The sequence below is a fragment of the Limosilactobacillus rudii genome, from assembly GCF_014145455.1.
Taxonomy (GTDB): Bacteria; Bacillota; Bacilli; order Lactobacillales; family Lactobacillaceae; genus Limosilactobacillus; species Limosilactobacillus rudii.
The window spans coordinates 169730-187267 of record NZ_JACIVB010000054.1 but is presented as its reverse complement, the minus strand read 5'-3'; the positions used below and the strand labels follow the sequence as shown (position 1 = coordinate 187267).

The window sequence follows — 17538 nt, the reverse complement described above, 5'->3', positions numbered from 1 at the left end:
TAGCTATTAGCCTCCTTTAAGATAAGGCTTGCTGTTGCAATCTTTCAACCTGATCTTCATGAGTTTTTTATTTTCCCATCCCAAACTGAAAAAGTAGCATGATTTTTTCAGTTTCAATTCAGTATTTTTATTTTCGAGTTCAACAGTAATGCCTTCTTACCCCCCCCCATGCTATATTTATATAGTATTTAAGAATGGGGGAGTTAGTTTTGAATATTTTTATCTTAGAAGACGATTGCAACCAACAACGTCATCTAAAATCAATGGTTCAAAGAATTTCCCAGGAAATTTCTTTAACGGACTTAAACATTAATATATTTAGTTCAACTGACCAACTACGACTTGGACTACCATTACCTAGTAAAGAAAATGTCTTTATCCTTGACCTCGAAATCAACGGTATTAAAACAGCTGGACTTGAAATTAGCAAACTGATTCGCCAGCACGATGAGTTAGCTAATATTATTTTTATTACTGTTCATGATGAATTTGTCTACACTACTTATAAGTACCGTGTAAGTGCCCTTGACTTTATCGCTAAAGACCGTGGCAACATTCACGACGAGCTTAAAAAAGACCTTATTCACATCAATAATGAAATCCAATCATCATTAGTAGAAGAGACGTTTACATATAAATCATACTCTGAAACACTTCAAATCCCGCTTAAAAATATTTGCTACTTTGAGGTAAATCCTGATAATACTCACTCCTGTATCATGGTGACAACAGATAATAAGGAAATCCAATTAAATTATAACTTACGAGAATTGCAAAAGATTGATCACCGCTTTTTCCGCTGTCATCGCAGTTATCTTGTTAATCCTTTGCAGATTAAGCAAATCGACTTTCTTCACCATGTTGTCATCTTCTATAACGGCCTAACCTGTCCCGTTTCACGTCGTCACGAAAAGGCACTCTTTAATCTAATAAAGCGCTAATCATTTTTGTGTTAGCGCTTTTTTTATTCCCATTATTTCTTTCTAATGCTATGATTGTAAGTGCTCATATTATCACATGAAAGGAATTAACTTTATGTTACTTTTTCGTCCCACTTTTCTATTAACCCCTACCTACTACGGTAATTGGTTTTTATGGTTATATGGTTTTATCTTTACCCTCGTATTTGTTTCAGCTTTTAGTGACTTTTACTTATTTAAAAGAACCACTAATATTCGAATTCCGTGGTGGATGTATCTAGTTAGTTTAGTAATCCTTCCATTCCTAGACAACACCCTCTTGGATTTGCTGATTCCGATAATTTACGCGCTTTTTATTTATCTTTTTGTTACTAAGCGACGACTTAGCTATACCTATATTTTGACTAACATGATCTTTATATATACGCTCCTGCACTTAATTACTGGGATTCTTGGGCCAATCATCTCCGGCGCTTATAAGTTAATTTCTCCTGCCACTGCGGCAGCCTTTGAAAATCTCGGTGCTCCTGTTATCCAGTTATTTGAATTAGCTATTTCAGTATTGATTGTTAAGCAAATTAATCCAATGCTCCATCGCTATACTTCCCGAATAATTAACCAAGCGCCGGTTACTATCTGGTTGTTTAACATTTTTCTATTAAGTCAGTCTATTTTCCGTATTATTGTCCATAGTGCGCTCGGTGACACAGCTATCAGTACCTTTATGTATATTCTTTTTAATGTCCTATATCTTGTAGTAATGCTATTCTTTATCAAGGTTATTACTAGTTTCTATAGTTATAAAAACTTAACTATTAGTCAGGCAACCGAATTAAAGAACCTCCAGACTTATACTAGCCACATTGAGGCAATGTATGATGATCTTCGTCGCTTCCGTCATGATTACAAAAATATCTTGCTAAGCTTAAAAGGAGCAACTGAATCCGGGAACATCAATGAAATACGTGAAATTTTCAGTCGCGTAGTCCAGCCAACTAATAAAGAACTTGACAATCATACTGCGGTCCTTAGTCACCTTGAAAACATTAAAGATCTTGAAATAAAAAGTATCGTTTATAGTAAAATAATTACCGCCATTAATGAACATATCGACGTAACTGTTGAAGTTGCCGAACCGTTTAAGCTTTCTAGTAAGATTTCAATCACAGATGCGCTACGAATTATTGCTATCCTCTTTGACAATGCAATTAATGCGGCGAAAAATTCACCAACTAAAAAAATTAATTTTAGTCTATTTTCTAAGGGGCAAGCTCAATATATTGTCATTCGTAATTCGACTAAAGAAGACAAAGTTGACTTACACCTTCTTACTGGTAACTTCCGTGGCGTCTTAAACAATCGCCATTCCCTTGGGCTACGTAATTTACGAATTATTCTCGCTAGTTATCCTTTTATTCAACACAATAGCCAGTCAAATAACCACTACGTAACCCAAGAAATAATTATTCACAACTAATTCAACTTCTAAAAATAAAAGCACCCAAGATCAGCTTGTCAACCGATGTTGGGTGTTTTATTACTCTCTCATGTATTTTCTTCTATTCATATGGACGCGCCATCGCTGATAAAAGGTGAACATATTTTATTTGAGAATTTCCCTTCACAATGCAAGGAAATGTATCGCTTGCAATCTTTTCTTCAAAGCTTCTACTTTTGTAACCTGTAAGAATTTTTGAACGCGATGTTCTTATGACTACTTGTTGGGGACCATTAAGTCTAGCCATAGTTGGCTTTACATCTAAAGTATAGTGCGGATTTTGCCGATACTGAGCAGCAAACTTTTTAGTTTCAGAAGTATTCATTTTATTGCGGCCCTGCTTTCCTTGCCCCAGATACGCTACCGAAAACCGAGCTTGATACCTTTTATTATTTTGCTTCACCATGAAGTATCTTTTACTTAAGGTATGGTGTTGGCTATCTTGAAAATTAAATTCGACTCCAAGATACTTTACATACCGGTTAGGAGCAATCCTACTGTAATTTATACTAATAAATAGGAAAATACCACCAAAAATAAGAAGCATAAGCGTTACGCCTAAAATTCGCTTCTTTTTGGGTGGTTGAATAGAATAGTTTAAAACCTGCTGATTCTGTTCAACCAACTTTTCATGGCAAACTGGACATTCCTTAGTACCAATCGGGCTTACTTTTCCACACTTGGGACAAATCAATGCCAGAATCGGCTTGGTTAATACCGCCCCACAGTTCACACAAGTAGTAGCATCATCCTCATTAACCGTATTGCAGTGCGGGCAAATTCTCATTATTATTTACCAATGCCCATTGAAGAACTATGCATGGCCATTCGTTTCTCCGGATAAAGCTTCTTTGCAAGGGCTGTTACTGCAGTTGGTGCTTCCCCAAATCCAGCTGCAATCAGGGCAACTTTACCAGGATAAGTTACGCCATCCCCAATCGCATATACCCCATCAATATTTGTTTCCATCAATGAATCAACTTTGATTAAGTTTCGCTCGGCTTCAAGGCCTAGTGACCACTTATTTAAGGCAGCATTGTTGGAAGTAAAGCCGTAGTTTACAACAAGTTTATCAACATTCAACTGGGCCTCATCATCACTGCGCATTTTCTTAAGATCTAATGTCACCGTGTTGTCATCTTCTACCCTTAGTGCACGTGGCAAGTATGGGGTGTCTAGCTTTACGCTTGACTGCTTTAATTGTGTAACAGTATGTTCAAGACCACGGAATTGATCACGACGGTGGACAAGGTGAACTTCTTTGGCAATTGGCTCAAGCATTAATGCAATATCAATAGCTGAATCACCGCCACCAAGAACTGCTACTTTTTTATCAGTATAATCGGCTTTGCGGTTTATAAAGTAAGAGAGCTGATCATTTTCTAGCTCATCTGCCCCTTCTAAGGCAAGCTTCCGCGGTGTAAAAGCCCCATTTCCTAATGCGATGATTACAGCTCGTGAACGCGATGTTCGATTAGCAGACTTAATTGTAAATGTGCCATCATCTTCTTTGATAACGTCTTCTACAGTTTCATCAAGGAATTGATCGATTGGCGCAATCGCCATTTGTTCTTCTAATTTGGCAATTAATTCACGACCAGTAACACCTGGCATCCCTGCAACATCCCATACCTGTTTTTCAGGATACAATGCACCAACTTGTCCGCCTAATTGTGGCAAACTTTCAATCAACTGGGCATTTAATTCATGAAGTCCACAATAAAATGCCGCAAACATCCCTGCCGGTCCTCCGCCAACGATTGTTACATCATAAATTTGATCTGCCATTTTTCTTTATTCCCTTCACTTTTATTTGTGAAACTATTATATCATTTTTAAAATTTCTAAGTTTTTCCAAAAAATCGTAAGCGTTACCAAAATTTATTTGTATTTCTACGCCAATTAAATTAACATATAAGTAAAGGTAGTAAATTTTACTTAAAATTGGAGGAACTACAATGGCAAAACGTAAAATGATTCTTGACTTAGATACTGGTGTTGACGACGCTTTAGCAATTGCATATGCACTCGCTGATCCTGAAGTTGATCTAATCGGAATTGTTAGTTCATATGGTAACAACTTACTAGATGTTTGTGCAGAAAACAGCCTTAAATTATTGGAATTATTAGGGCACACTGATATTCCAGTATTCAAGGGTCTTCCACATTCATGTACTAGTGACCACTTTGATGTAATGCAAGTTTCTAAGGATATTCATGGTGACAACGGAATCGGAGACGTTGACTTACCAGCTCCTAGTCGTTCAATCGAAGAACAATCTGGTGTGGATTTCTACATCGAAGCCGCTCACAAATACGGCAAAGACTTAATCATTATTCCAACCGGTCCAATGACAAACTTAGCTGCTGCCCTTAAGAAGGATCCTGAAATTGCTGATCTCATTGGTAACGTAACCTTTATGGGTGGTGCCTTAACCGTTGAAGGTAATGTTACCCCTGTTGCAGAAGCCAACATTAACCAAGATCCAAAGGCTGCTGACGAAGTAATGAAGTCAAACTTACCACTTACAATGGTGGGTCTTGACGTTACTTTACGGACATTACTTACTAAGGAAGACACTAAGCAATGGCGTGAACTAGGTACCAAAGCTGGTAAGGCCTATGCTGACATTACCGACTTCTACATCGACGCTTACTACAACTTAGATATTGATAAGCGTGGTTGTGCCCTTCACGACCCACTAGCTGTTGGTGTTGGTATTGACCCATCCTTCGTTACAACTATCAGCCTCTTTATGAAAGTTGTTTACGAAGAAGGTCCTTACTACGGCCGGACAATCGGTGACAACGCTAAGTTAAACGATGATGATCCTAATGTTAAGGTTGCAGTTAACGTTGATAAAGAACGTTACTTGAAGGTCTTCATGGATCATTTAACTAACCTTTTCAAAGAAAACTAATGCACTAGAAGCGGGCTGCTTACAGCCACGCTTCTTTTTTATCTACTTCATGAAAAGTCGTTATTCTCACGCTTTTGATGCGAAGTTGTTATAATTAAATTTGTAAATGGTTACTTTGATTTTTCTAAGGAAGTGTCTAATCAATGGGTCGTTTAGATAATAAAGTTGCGATTGTCACTGGTGGTTCAAAGGGTATTGGAGCTGCCGTTGCAAAGAAGTTTATCGAAGAAGGCGCTAAAGTTGTTTTGACCGCCCGTAAAATGGATGAAGGACAAAAAGTCGCTGATCAATTAGGCGACAACGCTATCTTTATCCAGCAAGATGTAGCACGTAAGGGTGACTGGGATCGTGTCATTCGGCAAACTGTTCAAGTATTTGGTAAGTTAAACATTGTTGTAAACAACGCTGGTATCGCTGAATATGCCGACATTGAAAAAACCGACGCAGAAATTTGGGATAAAACCATTGATGTTAACCTCACAGGAACAATGTGGGGAACTAAGCTTGGAATTGAAGCCATGAAGAATAATGGTGAAAAGAACTCCATTATTAATATGTCCTCAATTGAAGGATTAATTGGTGATCCAGACCTCTTCGCTTATAATGCTTCTAAAGGTGGTGTTCGGCTTCTAACTAAGTCAGCCGCTCTTGACTGTGCTCGTAAGGGATACGATATTCGGGTTAATACAATTCATCCAGGATACGTTTCTACCCCATTAGTAGACAACTTGGTAAAGGACGATCCAAAGACTAACGATCACCTTGTAAGTCTCCACCCAATGGGCCGTTTAGGTAAGCCTGAGGAAATTGCTAACCTTGCCCTATATCTTGCTTCGGATGAGTCCAGCTTTAGTACCGGATCTGAATTTGTCGCAGATGGTGGTTACACTGCCCAATAATTAGGTTTGCTAAAATTAAATAATATAAAAAGTGTGCCCCTAACATTCAAATGCATAGAATGCTAGGAGCACATTTTCTGGCTACATTAAATTTCTTATTACCAACGACACAGCCAAAATCAATGCACCAATTCCTACTAATACTTGCATTAATCGACCGGGTAAATGGCGAACAATAATCGGACCAATATAACCACCAATCACATTTCCAATCATTAACGGAAGGACATAGTTCCAATAGATTGTTGTTTCAATAGCAAAAACAATCCACGAGGTCGTATTCGTAACTGTCATTGCAACATTTTTTAACGCATTATTAACCGCAAAACTTTTTTGACTATTTATTACTGTTAGCAAGGTTAACATTAACACGCCCGCGCCGGCATTAAAAAAGCCCGCGTAAATGCCAACAATAAAAATCCCAATGATTGAGAAAATTTGGCTAATCCGTGACTTACCAAAAAGTTTACTATTACCAGCCATCGTTGGCGCGGCTTTCTTTGGATGATGAGGAAAAAGCAAAATAATTCCTGCTAATGCAATACATAATGGTACTAATTCCGCAAACCATTTACTAGGCACCGCAAAAAGCAAAAAGGCGCCAATAATTGAACCGATAAATACTAACGGTAAAATTATCCATAGCTGACGACGATTATGTTGCAATTCCTTGAATGATGAAAAGACGGAGCTGTAGTTTCCAGTTATTGTGGAAAAAGCACTCGTAACATTGGCCATTACTGGCGGCAATCCTAATACTAATAATGAAGGATAGGATATTAACGATGCCAATCCGGCAGCAGCACTAACAATTCCTGAAAGAATTCCAACGCCAAGTAATAATAATATAAAAGTTATTTCACCCATTTATCTGTAACCATCCCTTTAGTTAATAAATTTTATTTTAAACCACTTTTAAAACTATAATGATAGTTTTTTGCAAGAAAAAGCAAATAATACTGACCATTCTTTTGTAAATGATCCAAGCGATCGTCAAAGTTGATAACTCATGCGATAATACAGCTGTCTAAAGAAATATTGCATTCAATAGTTAGGCTGATAATTTTAGCAAAAGCGCTCCTATTCTGGTGTACAGCATTACACCACCAACCAAGCGCATCTAAGAAATTTCGTAATAAAATCACGGACTTTCATGATTAACTTGTGCATTGGTGGAAACCAGTGTACTTTTTTTATTATCCCATTTTCCTATATTAAAGCCCGCCTTATTCTTACAGTTGCAAGAGATTTAGTGATGTTTGCTAATCAAAATCAATCTGGTCTACCATCTTTCCGCGACTGATTTGATCTAATCCGAGATACTTCAAAGTCATGGCTTCTGACGAATGATTGAGTAGTTCCATGACTAGACCGATGTTGTAATTAGATTGGGTATAAACTCTATAAGCGCCAGTTTTACGCATAGTATGGGTGCCATGGTAATTGATGCCAAGCAGATCACCAGTTTTAGCCATAACTTTGTAAAATTGCTTTTCAGTAATGTGGCAGCCATGGTGAGTTGTTGAGGGGAATAGCCATTCGAATTGTATATTATTTTCTTGGAGCCATGCATAATAGTCCAATAAGTCCTGCTTTACCGGTTTTAGGTATAAAGTATTGGGTTTTCCAGTCTTCTTATTCCGAATATAAGCATTTTTAGCGATGGGGTCCCATCGTTATTAAAGATTTCATTGCGTCTGAGAGCCAATAAATCGGACACTCGAAGCAAAGTTGCCTTGCCAACTTGGAAAATCGTGTAGTTTCGGCGACCAAAACGGAAATTATGTAATAAAGTGTCCTCGACTTCGTGTAGGATATTGGTGTCTTTGATTGGTAATACAAGTTGTTTTATTGATTTGACCCTCTAAATATTTCAAATTATAATAACTATAGAAAGAAAAGCCTGCAGATGTTACGATTACGTCTGCATTATAAAAAGGTCAGCTACGAACTTCCACATACGTAGCTGGCCTTTTATTTACTAGTGGTGACTGTTACGATTACGTTGATCAAAAAGCCTGCAAAATCACCACGCCCCCTTTCTATCAGGAGCAGTAACAAGAATCAGGGACTATTAAAGTAGTCCTTGTATATGATATCAAACTTGATTAAATAGTATTAGAATTAATATAAGTTTTGCTAAGGCGCTCATGAGCGCCGAATAGGATTTGTGAAAAGAAAGAAATCCTAGGAGGTACTCATAATGTTAAAGAATAACAACGAAATCATTGCTGAAACCGATGAAGACTTACAATTACAAGCTGGAATGCAGCTTGGTGACGATGAACGGCAATATTTGTTAAATACTGGTATGTTGTTTTTCAATACTCAACGAATTAAGCCTTATTTAGCTGCCATTCGGCAATATTTACAAAATACTCAGCCTAATGAACGAGTTTGGACCTTGTTTAAGGTGCAAGATATTGCCAATAATCAGTTGGCAAATTACATCTTGTCAGTGGCCATTAACCCGCAAAATTAGGGTGAATAACCTTATATAATAAAATGATAACCTCCTAACTAGGCTGACCGTCTAGCTAGGGGGTTATTTTTTTTTGGAGGGGTAATGCACATCAGAGTATAAGGAAAGGACAATTTTACTTTGTAGTAGTGTTTAGCAACCAATCTAAAACATAGACCACATTTACTCCTTCAATATTGCCGGTATCTAATTTGTTCAATGTAAGAACGGTTTTCTGATATGCATCTGGTAGATAAAGAAGGTTGTGCGTCTCACGATTACTATTTTGGGGTAGCTGTTGAGTAATCTGATAATATTCAATTGTTTCTCCCCTTCGAGCTACAAAGTCAATTTCTTTATCGTTAAATTTACCAACGTCAACAGAATAACCACGACGTAATAATTCGATAAAGACGATATTTTCTAATTGATGTCCGAGATTATCATAAGGAGAACGATGAAGATGAGTATTACGAAGGCCGATATCTGCAACATAATACTTACTTTGAGAATTAAGCCATTTTTTTCCACGTAAATCATAACGATTAGCTTTATAGAATAAGAATGACTGTTCTAAAAGCTGTAAATAATTAATAACAGTGGCAGTAGAAATTTTCTGTCCGCTGGAGCGTAATGTGTTGGCAATCTTGTTAGCAGATAATAGGTTACCGACTTCACTCATCATGTAATTCGCAATACTAAGAATAGCGGCATTGTTTCGCCCAGATGTTCGTAGGGCAATGTCGCTTAAGAGAATTGAATCATAGATACCATTTTTAAGAGCAGTCTTCAAATTATCACTCGATTCAATATCAACTGCTGGAAAGCCGCCATCAATTAAATAATCTTGAAATAGTTGATAGGCTGTTTCAGGTGTACCCCCTTTAAAGTCGTAGAATTCCTTAAATGATAAGGGGTATACTTTAAGTTCAACATAACGACCGGTAAGCAGGGTAGCTAATTCACCGGATAATAGTTGACTATTGGAGCCAGTAATATAAATATCCGCATCCATATCAATCCGAAAGCTGTTAACGGCTTTTTCCCAATCTTTGACATGTTGAATTTCATCAAGGAATAAGTAATTTCTCTTCTGGTTGTTTTGATGTTTATGGATGTATTCATATAAGGCTTTAGCTGTTGTAATATCAGAAAAGGAAAAGTCTTCAAAGTTAATGTGAATGATTTGATCATCATCAACACCATTATTTAAAAGATCATCGATAAACATTTGCATTAGGAATGTTTTTCCGGATCGGCGAATACCGGTGAGAACTTTAATTGTATCAGTGACATCTTTAAACTCTTTGAGAAACTGCATGTACTTGGGACGTTTAATAGTGACCATGAGTAATCCTCCATTGGTTTTTGTTTTGTATACAAAAAATTATATCATTTTTATCGATTTCGTTCTGCATATCTAATAAAAATCTAAAAATAATATTTTTGTTTTACATATAGAACAAAAAAGGAAGAAACCATATTTTGTCTTGAATATAAAATAAAAGTATGTGATGCTTTGGCTTCTAAAATAGGAATGATAATTTATAATATTGAAAAGAATAACCCCAAACTAGGCTGACCGTCTAGCTAGGGGGTTATTTTTCGGCATTGCTTAGGGGGATTTATTAAAAATAGACCCTAGTTAATCTGTATTACAATTTTACCATGAGTATTATGCTGATCTAAGTCTTTCATTGCTGTTACAAGGTTATCAAGTGAATAAATTTTTGCTATATTAATTTTCAGCTCTTGTTTTTCTAATAATGTTGCAATTTTAGATAATTCTTGTCCATTGGCTTGGACAAAAAGGAAGTTGAAGTTAACATGTGTTTTCTTAGCTAAATGTTTTTCTCTGAAAGCAGCTATATTAAGAAGAAATTTTTTAATTCCCGTAATCTTTAATTGATCGATGGTTTTTTGAGTAGGGATACCATTCAAAGTTACTAAATTTCCATTGGGGCGTAATATTTTGAATGCTTTTTCTAAATCTTCTTTTTTTGAAATTAGGGCAGCATCATAGTTATGTAATAAAGTGGAAAAATCTTCTTTGTGATAGTCAATAATTTTATCAGCACCGAGTTTCTTTACAAATTCACTTCCATTTCCTGCGGTAGTAGCTACATATGCGCCAAATCGTTTGGCAAGAATGATTGCAACGGAACCGACACCACCAGCTCCTGCCTCAATGAAGATTTTTTGACCTTTCTTTAATTTCATGAGATCATGCAGAGCCTGGTAGGCAGTTAAAGATACAAGAGGAGTAATTGCTGCTTCCTGATATGAAATGTTGTCAGGAATTAATGCAATGTCTTTCTCGTCCACTGCAATAAACTCAGCAAATGTGCCGATATTTTGATAATTTACTAAACCAAATACGCGTTGACCTTTTTTAAATTTTGAATTTGGATTTGTAGCAACTATTTCACCAGCAAAATCATTTCCTAGGATATGGGGAAGATGATAATTGAGCAAAAATCTAACTGAGGGATCAGTTGCTGTTCGACTATCCAAGGGATTTAAACCAGAATAATAAACTCTAACTAGAACTTGATTGTTTTTAATTTTAGGCTTAGCAACTTCTTCAATTTGAATATGATAGTTACCGTACTTTTTTAAGTGACTTTTGAGGTAGTTGAGCTTGGCTATGTGTAGTTAAATCTAATTGCTGAGCTTGATCAGCTAACCTATTAGCTGTGGCAATTTGTTCATCTTTAATGGTTAATTGTTGTTTAAGTAATTCAATTGTTGCTGCTTGTTCTTTGATTTGAGTAAAAATCGTTATTATAAATTTCTTCCCTACTTGGTAATTTTATATTTATAAGTAGACTAGAAGCTGTCTTGTTAAATCTTATATGATAGTACTCATTTTCCCCATTGTTACCGTCACTATTCATAATGTCAGTAATCTTGTTTTTATAAGTATGTGCATCGTTAGCTTGAATTGATTGATTAAACCCAAGGAATATAAAGATTAGTAAAGTAAACATACCTAGCATTATTTTTAGTCCACAATTATTTTTCAATTTAATAAACCTCACACGGATATTTGAATAGTACTTTTCGACCGTAGTTGCATTTTCAAATAATATTCGCTATCATAATTGGTGAAAATAACTATCTGGGGTGCCATTTGGCTGAGATAATACCCATTGAACCTGCTCTGGTTAATACCAGCGAAGGGAGATTCAGTGATATTAACTTAATTAAACTTTTGACTCCATGATGTTTTGTCATGGAGTTTTTTTGCCCTTATAGTAATTAAGGAGTTTTATTATGGCTAAACATCAACTACACTTACGCGACATTATCCTGCTCGCCTTAATTGGAATTATCTTTGGAATTATTTATTTTGCGGCCGGATTTATCTACAATGGACTAACGATTTTGCTGACCCCTATTGGGTATGGTCCGATGGCAAATGACCTCACCATGGGAATTTGGTGCATGGCCGGCCCCCTTGCCGGATTTCTTCTTCGGATGCCTGGGGCGGCTTTCCTTGGTGAATTCTTCGGGGCAGTTGTTGAAATGCTTCTTGGAGACCAATGGGGCGCCGTTAACCTCATTTCCGGGGCTGTTCAAGGCATCGGGGCTGAACTTGGCTTTACGTTTACACTCTATAAGATTTATAACTGGCTTACCTTACTAATCTCATCCCTTACCCTAACCATTGTTACCTTTGGTTGGGACTGGTTCAGAAATGGTTACAGTCATTTTAGTGGGCAAATGCTAATAATCATGCTGATCGCCAGATTTATTTCAATATTTGTTTTTTCAGGCATCATTGTCAGGTTAATTGTCAATATGCTCCAACGTGCCCACTTAATTAAGAGATAAGCCTATGGAAAAAATATTATTTGATGATCTTTCATTTGTATTCGATAAACAACTAATTTTACGGCATGTTAACGCAACATTTAAGGCCGGAGAAATCCACCTTCTAACCGGGATCTCGGGAAGCGGTAAATCAACCCTCCTAAAATTAATTGCCGGTCTACTACCAAAATATGGCGGAGAAATAACCACCGGAACAGTATCAGTTTCCACCGCGGGACAAATTGGCATGTTATTTCAAGATCCGGCCATGCAATTTGCCCTCGATACGCCCCGTCATGAACTCGAATTTACTCTTGAGAACTGCCAGGTTCCTACTGCCAAGATTAATTCACGTGTCATAAGCGCATTGCGTTTTGGTAAAGTCGAAGCATTAGCCAACCAGTCAATTTCAACACTATCTGGAGGGCAGCAACAGCGAGTGGCGTTATCGGTCGTAATGGCAATGCGACCATCAATTCTCTTATTAGATGAACCCTTTGCCAACGTTGATGAAGAAAACCGCCAATTACTACTTGCCCAATTATTGAAAATCAACCATGATTATCGCACTACCATAATCATTACTGACCACGATTTTCACGGCTATCAAAGGCTCAATCCTTTCGTCTGGCAATTACGAGACGGCAAACTCATAAAGCTATTAAATAACCAAAAGCACGGACTTTTACAAGATGACCGTCAATATATTAAAGCGTCCCTCCCACCAGTAAAAGCATCACCGATTATTAGTGCCGCTAACCTATCAATTAAACGAGGAAATAAAACATTACTAACACCAGCTACATTCTCTCTCATAAAAAATAAAACTACACTTCTAACCGGTCCTAATGGTATTGGTAAATCAACCCTCCTAAAAGCAATTGCTAAATTAGTTAAATATCAAGGAACCATAACGTTCGATTCCCAAAACATTCAAAAAATATCACCCGGGAAATATTATCAGCGGCTTGGGTTAATTTTCCAACATGCTAATGATCAATTTTTGAATGTTACCGTTGGTGAGGAGTTAAATCTTAGTCTTAAAAACGGACAAAACTCCTATTTTACTAGCCAACAGGTTCAACGCTCTTTAAGTGAACTCGGCTTGGCAGGACGTGAAGAGCAAGTAATCTATTCGCTTAGCGGTGGGCAAAAAAAGAAACTCCAGATATTGCTAATGTTAATGATGGGACAAGAAGTACTATTATTCGATGAGCCCTTTACCGGATTGGATAAGGAATCACTTAAAAAGGTCCTAAACCTAATTACTGCTAGCCGTGAAAAATACCCACAAACACTCTTAATTGTCAGTCACCAATTAAACGGTCTGGATGGCTTCATTGACTATCACTTGGAATTTAATCATCAGCAGCTTAAATATTGCGGAGGTAATTCATGAATCCTAGTTTAAAATTATTCACGGTTTTATTTATTTCCCTCGAATTAACCTTTACCAGCAAACTGTGGGCAAATATCATTATAATCATTGGATGTTTAATCCTATTAATTCACGCTGGATTTCGCTGGCAGCAATTTTGCTGGCTAGTTCTTGTTCCGCTTTTTCCGGCAATAGCGATTTTTATCACCATCGTCCTATTCAGCCCCAGCCATAGTTTATTTTATGGCTTGGTTTTGTTCAGTCGGTTATATATGTATGTTAGTCTTGGAACAGTCTTCACCTTCACCACTAATCCGCTAGCATTGGCAAGATCACTGGAGCAAAATTGTCACCTTCCTAGCAAATACGCTTACGGCGTCCTAGCAGCCCTTAATTTAATGACCAAAATGAAGCAAGCAGTCATAACAATTCGTGCGGCTGGTCAGATGCGCGGTGTCGTTCTCCATTGGTGGTCGCCAACCTTATACTTCAAGGCCATTTTAGTTGCCCTTCAATGGTCAGATCAATTAGCGCAAGCCATGGAATCCCACGGTTTTGTTGAAGGACAAGCACGGACTAGTACTATCAATATTCCCCTTACCGTTTATGACTGGCTAATTACAATCACGTTAATTGTTGTTATTCAAATAATTATAATTGCACTCCCCTAATGGAACATGCGATAATAGACAAAAAGAAAGGACTGATATATTGAACGATAATAACTTAACCGACCGGATTGTTAATGCTTTATCATACCTAAGTATCATTTTCTTACCGGTTATTTTCCCTTTAATCGTCTGGATTATAGCTAAAAGTAGCGACCGGCCAAATATCGTTAAGAACGCCCGTTACGCTTTTTGGAGTCAAATTTTCCCTCTTTTATACGTAATTGCGGCAATCTTAATCTTTAGTGTATTTTCGTTTAATCCCGCTAATTTTCATGGTGGTGCATTATTCGGTATCTTATTAACATTTGCTCTTTTATTAGCCCTTTTACTATTCATTTACAATATCGCAATGGCTGTTAAGATGCTCATTGGAAGAGAATAAATTTAACAGTATATTTCAAAGGTCAGTACTAGACTGGCTCCCTTAGGCTTTTTCATGTTATAGCATTGTAGCCAACGGGTTGGTAAGCTCACCCCTTTACCAATCTGGCTATCCTAACGAGAGTGGGATGATAAACTAGCAAAATAGTTTTCGCCCACTCTTTTTTTGTAAAATTTCAAGCGAGGTGATTATTTAATGGGGATGATTTTAGGTACAATCCTGCTTTTAACCGCCGTGGTGACTGCCAACGTCGTCCACTTAGTTTATCCTAAAATTCCACTATCAATTTATCAAATTATTGCCGGAATTCTTTTAGCATCATTACCAACAGAAGCGACAAACTTTACGATGCATCCAGAATTATTCATGATGGTTATTATCGCACCATTAATGTTTAACGATGGACAAAACCAATCTTTTCGTTACTTATCCAGTAATTACAAATCAATTCTATCCATGACCGTAGCGCTCGCTTTAGTAACTGTTTTAATTACGGGTGGTTTTCTTCACGCTGCCCTTCCTAAAACCTTTCCTCTTGCTCTCGCCTTTATGCTAGCTGCAATCGTAACTCCTACTGATGCAGTTGCAGTTAAGTCAATTACGACTAATATGAAGGTTCCGGAAAACGTCAATGGTGCGCTCGAGTATGAATCACTTTTCAATGATGCATCAGGAATTGTCCTTTTAGATTTAGCACTTGAAACATATAAATCAGGACAATTTTCACTAGGTCACGGAATTTGGATTTTCGTCTATGTCTTTTTCGGTGGTATCATTTTTGGGGCAATTCTAGGAAGCTTATTAATTAGTTTAAGAATCAGCTTAATGCGAAAACATGTTGATATTGGTTCAATTGTTATCCCAATCAATGTTATGACACCGATTGTTATCTATTGGCTTGCCGAAGAATTTCATTTTTCTGGAATCTTAGCTGTTGTGGCTGCCGGAGTCATCCATAGTATTCTTTATGATCGGATGCGCCTTACTTCAACAAAGGTTCAAATGGCTACAACTACTATTTGGACAATTATCAGCGACGCGCTAAATGGATTAGTCTTTGTTTTATTAGGAGTATTATTGCCACAAGTTTTAGGCCGGACTTCATGGCAAAATCTCGGCACAATTGTTGCCCTTGCCTTCGTTATTTACCTAATAACCACTGTCTTACGTTTTTTATGGGTTCGATTCAAATTAGTAAATATTCATTCATCTAATATTACTCGGGATAGCTTACTAATGGCCCTTGGTGGTATCCACGGAACGATTACATTAGCATTAGCATTCTCTTTGCCAGTATTAATTAATAACCGGCAATTTAATTTTCGTAATTCCATGATCTTAATTGCAGCAATCGTTATTCTTATTAGTATTGCTGTTGGTGCTATTGGCTATCCGCTTTTACTACCGCCAAAAGCAAAAAGCTACTCTAAAACTGAATTTCAAAAAGAACTGGTCAAGACAGTCCAGTATGCGATTAATGAATTGCGCTCATCTAAAAAATACTCACCAGAAAAAGCACTTGTTATCGACCAACTAAGCAGTCAAATGACTCAGTATCATGAATTCAACCGTAATGTCTATACGCAATTAATGCACAAAGCACAGCAAGTTGAGTTAGCAACGCTTGACCGGCTTAACGAGGAAGATAAAATTTCCAACCGTGAAGCAAAAATCTTGGTCGGTTTTGTTACACGCTCGGCTTTCCGGATGAATAAACACGGTTTTCTTGAATTCTGGGTAATACTATGGCATCGGATTAAATGGCGTTTTATGCGCCAACGTCTTTTGAACAAAAGAAGGCATGATCACGATAACCCGCCAGCACATTTCCAATTAACTGAAGGCCAGCGTACTCATCTCGCAAGTATTCTGACGATTATTAATCGGGATATTGATAAATTTCTCCATTCAGTTGAAACGCCGCAAAATGCGAATGAAGTTGCAATGGTTAGGCGATCTTATTTCCAACGGAAGCGAATGTTTTCTCATGAAGTATCACTGGACACTGATTTAGCCACTTCACTATTTATCGAAGCATTTCAATTAGAACACAGTTATGTTCAAATGCAACTATCAGACAACCAATTCTCACAAGAGTTGGCAAATGCCTTAAACGAACAGATTTCGACGGATGAGTTAGTTTTTGCTCAATCATTAGACTAAAAAGACACCTCTAATCCGGGGTACCTAAATGGCTCCCTGGTTAGAGATGTCTTTTTTAATTAAAAAATTGTTAGTAAGAACGCAATTAATGCCGGCAAAAATTGAATGAAGATAATCTTCTTTGTTGCCGTCAATGCGCCAAATAGAGCAACTACCATAATGAAAACAAGCAACAATTGCCATACTAATATTAGCGTTGCGCCACTAAATAAAATCCACCCGGCGATTAATGACACACCTAAAGCACCATTATAAATTCCCTGGTTAGCAAACGACACTCGCGCCTCATGTTGTTCTGTAAATTTAAGCGGTAAGTCAAATGCTTTTGCTTGTTGGGCTGGTGTACCAAAAATCTCAAGTACCATAATTCCGATATGTTCAATTGCAACAAACATTGTAACGACAATTGCAAGCATTCTTTTTCCTCCA

At 37.2% G+C, this 17538-nt stretch carries 16 protein-coding genes, 1 pseudogene and 1 riboswitch; of the genes and pseudogenes, 10 read left to right on the top strand and 7 right to left on the bottom strand.

Going from position 1 to position 17538, the window contains the following annotated elements; genetic code table 11:
• Window positions 1-209 precede the first annotated feature (209 nt).
• Both H5S39_RS06510 and H5S39_RS06505 read left to right on the top strand, forming a co-directional pair.
• A complete protein-coding gene (locus H5S39_RS06510) occupies window positions 210-941 on the top strand; it encodes a LytR/AlgR family response regulator transcription factor (RefSeq protein WP_182596282.1) in 732 nt (243 codons plus the stop codon).
• A 94-nt stretch (window positions 942-1035) separates the two neighbouring features.
• Window positions 1036-2397 carry a GHKL domain-containing protein gene (locus H5S39_RS06505; protein ID WP_182596281.1) on the top strand — a complete coding sequence of 454 codons (1362 nt, stop codon included), beginning with the start codon at window positions 1036-1038 and terminating at the stop codon, window positions 2395-2397.
• Between the two features lie 82 nt (window positions 2398-2479).
• Here H5S39_RS06505 and H5S39_RS06500 read toward each other — a convergent pair whose 3' ends face one another.
• Window positions 2480-3205: a zinc ribbon domain-containing protein gene (locus H5S39_RS06500; protein WP_182596280.1), complete on the bottom strand. Its 726-nt coding sequence runs from the start codon at window positions 3203-3205 to the stop codon at window positions 2480-2482.
• A gap of 2 nt (window positions 3206-3207) precedes the next feature.
• A complete protein-coding gene (locus tag H5S39_RS06495) occupies window positions 3208-4206 on the bottom strand; it encodes an NAD(P)/FAD-dependent oxidoreductase (protein ID WP_182596279.1) in 999 nt (332 codons plus the stop codon).
• A 170-nt stretch (window positions 4207-4376) separates the two neighbouring features.
• On the opposite strand from H5S39_RS06495, the gene H5S39_RS06490 reads away from it, so the two are divergent.
• Both H5S39_RS06490 and H5S39_RS06485 read left to right on the top strand, forming a co-directional pair.
• Entirely contained in the window at window positions 4377-5339 is a 963-nt protein-coding gene (locus H5S39_RS06490; protein ID WP_182596278.1) for a nucleoside hydrolase, read from the top strand.
• A gap of 143 nt (window positions 5340-5482) precedes the next feature.
• A complete protein-coding gene (locus H5S39_RS06485) occupies window positions 5483-6238 on the top strand; it encodes a glucose 1-dehydrogenase (RefSeq protein ID WP_182596277.1) in 756 nt (251 codons plus the stop codon).
• Window positions 6239-6319: 81 nt separating this feature from the next.
• Here H5S39_RS06485 and H5S39_RS06480 read toward each other — a convergent pair whose 3' ends face one another.
• Together H5S39_RS06480 and H5S39_RS06475 are read right to left on the bottom strand one after the other, a co-directional pair.
• A complete protein-coding gene (locus tag H5S39_RS06480; protein ID WP_182596276.1) occupies window positions 6320-7105 on the bottom strand; it encodes a sulfite exporter TauE/SafE family protein in 786 nt (261 codons plus the stop codon).
• A 395-nt stretch (window positions 7106-7500) separates the two neighbouring features.
• Window positions 7501-8090: pseudogene (locus tag H5S39_RS06475) on the bottom strand (site-specific integrase).
• Window positions 8091-8441: 351 nt separating this feature from the next.
• On the opposite strand from H5S39_RS06475, the gene H5S39_RS06470 reads away from it, so the two are divergent.
• Complete coding sequence (locus tag H5S39_RS06470; protein ID WP_182596275.1) at window positions 8442-8720, top strand: hypothetical protein; 279 nt, start codon at window positions 8442-8444, stop codon at window positions 8718-8720.
• 115 nt (window positions 8721-8835) lie between these two features.
• Here H5S39_RS06470 and H5S39_RS06465 read toward each other — a convergent pair whose 3' ends face one another.
• A complete protein-coding gene (locus tag H5S39_RS06465) occupies window positions 8836-10047 on the bottom strand; it encodes an ATP-binding protein (RefSeq protein WP_182596274.1) in 1212 nt (403 codons plus the stop codon).
• A gap of 293 nt (window positions 10048-10340) precedes the next feature.
• Window positions 10341-11264, bottom strand: a complete 924-nt coding sequence (locus H5S39_RS11710) for an NADP-dependent oxidoreductase (protein ID WP_310735861.1) — start codon at window positions 11262-11264, stop codon at window positions 10341-10343.
• Between the two features lie 547 nt (window positions 11265-11811).
• Window positions 11812-11901, top strand: a riboswitch (TPP riboswitch).
• 74 nt (window positions 11902-11975) lie between these two features.
• Between H5S39_RS11710 and H5S39_RS06455 the strand changes: the two genes are divergently transcribed.
• The 5 genes from H5S39_RS06455 to H5S39_RS06435 all read left to right on the top strand — a co-directional run bounded on the left by H5S39_RS06455 (window position 11976) and on the right by H5S39_RS06435 (window position 17109).
• The gene (locus tag H5S39_RS06455; RefSeq protein ID WP_182596272.1) at window positions 11976-12536 is read left to right on the top strand and encodes an ECF transporter S component; all 561 of its coding nucleotides are present in this window, start codon (window positions 11976-11978) and stop codon (window positions 12534-12536) included.
• A 4-nt stretch (window positions 12537-12540) separates the two neighbouring features.
• Window positions 12541-13914, top strand: a complete 1374-nt coding sequence (locus H5S39_RS06450) for an ABC transporter ATP-binding protein (RefSeq protein WP_182596271.1) — start codon at window positions 12541-12543, stop codon at window positions 13912-13914.
• Window positions 13911-14564 (top strand): energy-coupling factor transporter transmembrane component T family protein, encoded by a 654-nt coding sequence (locus tag H5S39_RS06445; protein WP_182596270.1) that lies wholly within the window; start codon window positions 13911-13913, stop codon window positions 14562-14564. Before H5S39_RS06450 ends, H5S39_RS06445 begins: the two co-directional genes overlap by 4 nt.
• 40 nt (window positions 14565-14604) lie before the next feature.
• Window positions 14605-14946 carry a magnetosome magnetite crystal formation protein family gene (locus H5S39_RS06440; protein WP_182596269.1) on the top strand — a complete coding sequence of 114 codons (342 nt, stop codon included), beginning with the start codon at window positions 14605-14607 and terminating at the stop codon, window positions 14944-14946.
• A gap of 195 nt (window positions 14947-15141) precedes the next feature.
• A complete protein-coding gene (locus tag H5S39_RS06435) occupies window positions 15142-17109 on the top strand; it encodes a cation:proton antiporter (RefSeq protein WP_182596268.1) in 1968 nt (655 codons plus the stop codon).
• A 59-nt stretch (window positions 17110-17168) separates the two neighbouring features.
• Here the strand turns inward: H5S39_RS06435 and H5S39_RS06430 are convergent, their stop codons facing one another.
• Entirely contained in the window at window positions 17169-17525 is a 357-nt protein-coding gene (locus H5S39_RS06430; protein WP_182596267.1) for a DUF1304 domain-containing protein, read from the bottom strand.
• Window positions 17526-17538 lie beyond the last annotated feature (13 nt).

What these genes read in the sequence shown, in the direction of transcription:
- H5S39_RS06495 (WP_182596279.1), bottom strand. Translation starts at nt 4,206, where the DNA reads ATGGCAGATCAAATTTATGATGTAACAATCGTTGGCGGAGGACCGGCA.
- H5S39_RS06480 (WP_182596276.1), bottom strand. Translation starts at nt 7,105, where the DNA reads ATGGGTGAAATAACTTTTATATTATTATTACTTGGCGTTGGAATTCTT.
- H5S39_RS06465 (WP_182596274.1), bottom strand. Translation starts at nt 10,047, where the DNA reads ATGGTCACTATTAAACGTCCCAAGTACATGCAGTTTCTCAAAGAGTTT.
- H5S39_RS06445 (WP_182596270.1), top strand. Translation starts at nt 13,911, where the DNA reads ATGAATCCTAGTTTAAAATTATTCACGGTTTTATTTATTTCCCTCGAA.
- H5S39_RS06490 (WP_182596278.1), top strand. Translation starts at nt 4,377, where the DNA reads ATGGCAAAACGTAAAATGATTCTTGACTTAGATACTGGTGTTGACGAC.
- H5S39_RS06430 (WP_182596267.1), bottom strand. Translation starts at nt 17,525, where the DNA reads ATGCTTGCAATTGTCGTTACAATGTTTGTTGCAATTGAACATATCGGA.
- H5S39_RS06435 (WP_182596268.1), top strand. Translation starts at nt 15,142, where the DNA reads ATGGGGATGATTTTAGGTACAATCCTGCTTTTAACCGCCGTGGTGACT.
- H5S39_RS06485 (WP_182596277.1), top strand. Translation starts at nt 5,483, where the DNA reads ATGGGTCGTTTAGATAATAAAGTTGCGATTGTCACTGGTGGTTCAAAG.
- H5S39_RS06455 (WP_182596272.1), top strand. Translation starts at nt 11,976, where the DNA reads ATGGCTAAACATCAACTACACTTACGCGACATTATCCTGCTCGCCTTA.
- H5S39_RS06450 (WP_182596271.1), top strand. Translation starts at nt 12,541, where the DNA reads ATGGAAAAAATATTATTTGATGATCTTTCATTTGTATTCGATAAACAA.
- H5S39_RS06500 (WP_182596280.1), bottom strand. Translation starts at nt 3,205, where the DNA reads ATGAGAATTTGCCCGCACTGCAATACGGTTAATGAGGATGATGCTACT.
- H5S39_RS06470 (WP_182596275.1), top strand. Translation starts at nt 8,442, where the DNA reads ATGTTAAAGAATAACAACGAAATCATTGCTGAAACCGATGAAGACTTA.
- H5S39_RS06505 (WP_182596281.1), top strand. Translation starts at nt 1,036, where the DNA reads ATGTTACTTTTTCGTCCCACTTTTCTATTAACCCCTACCTACTACGGT.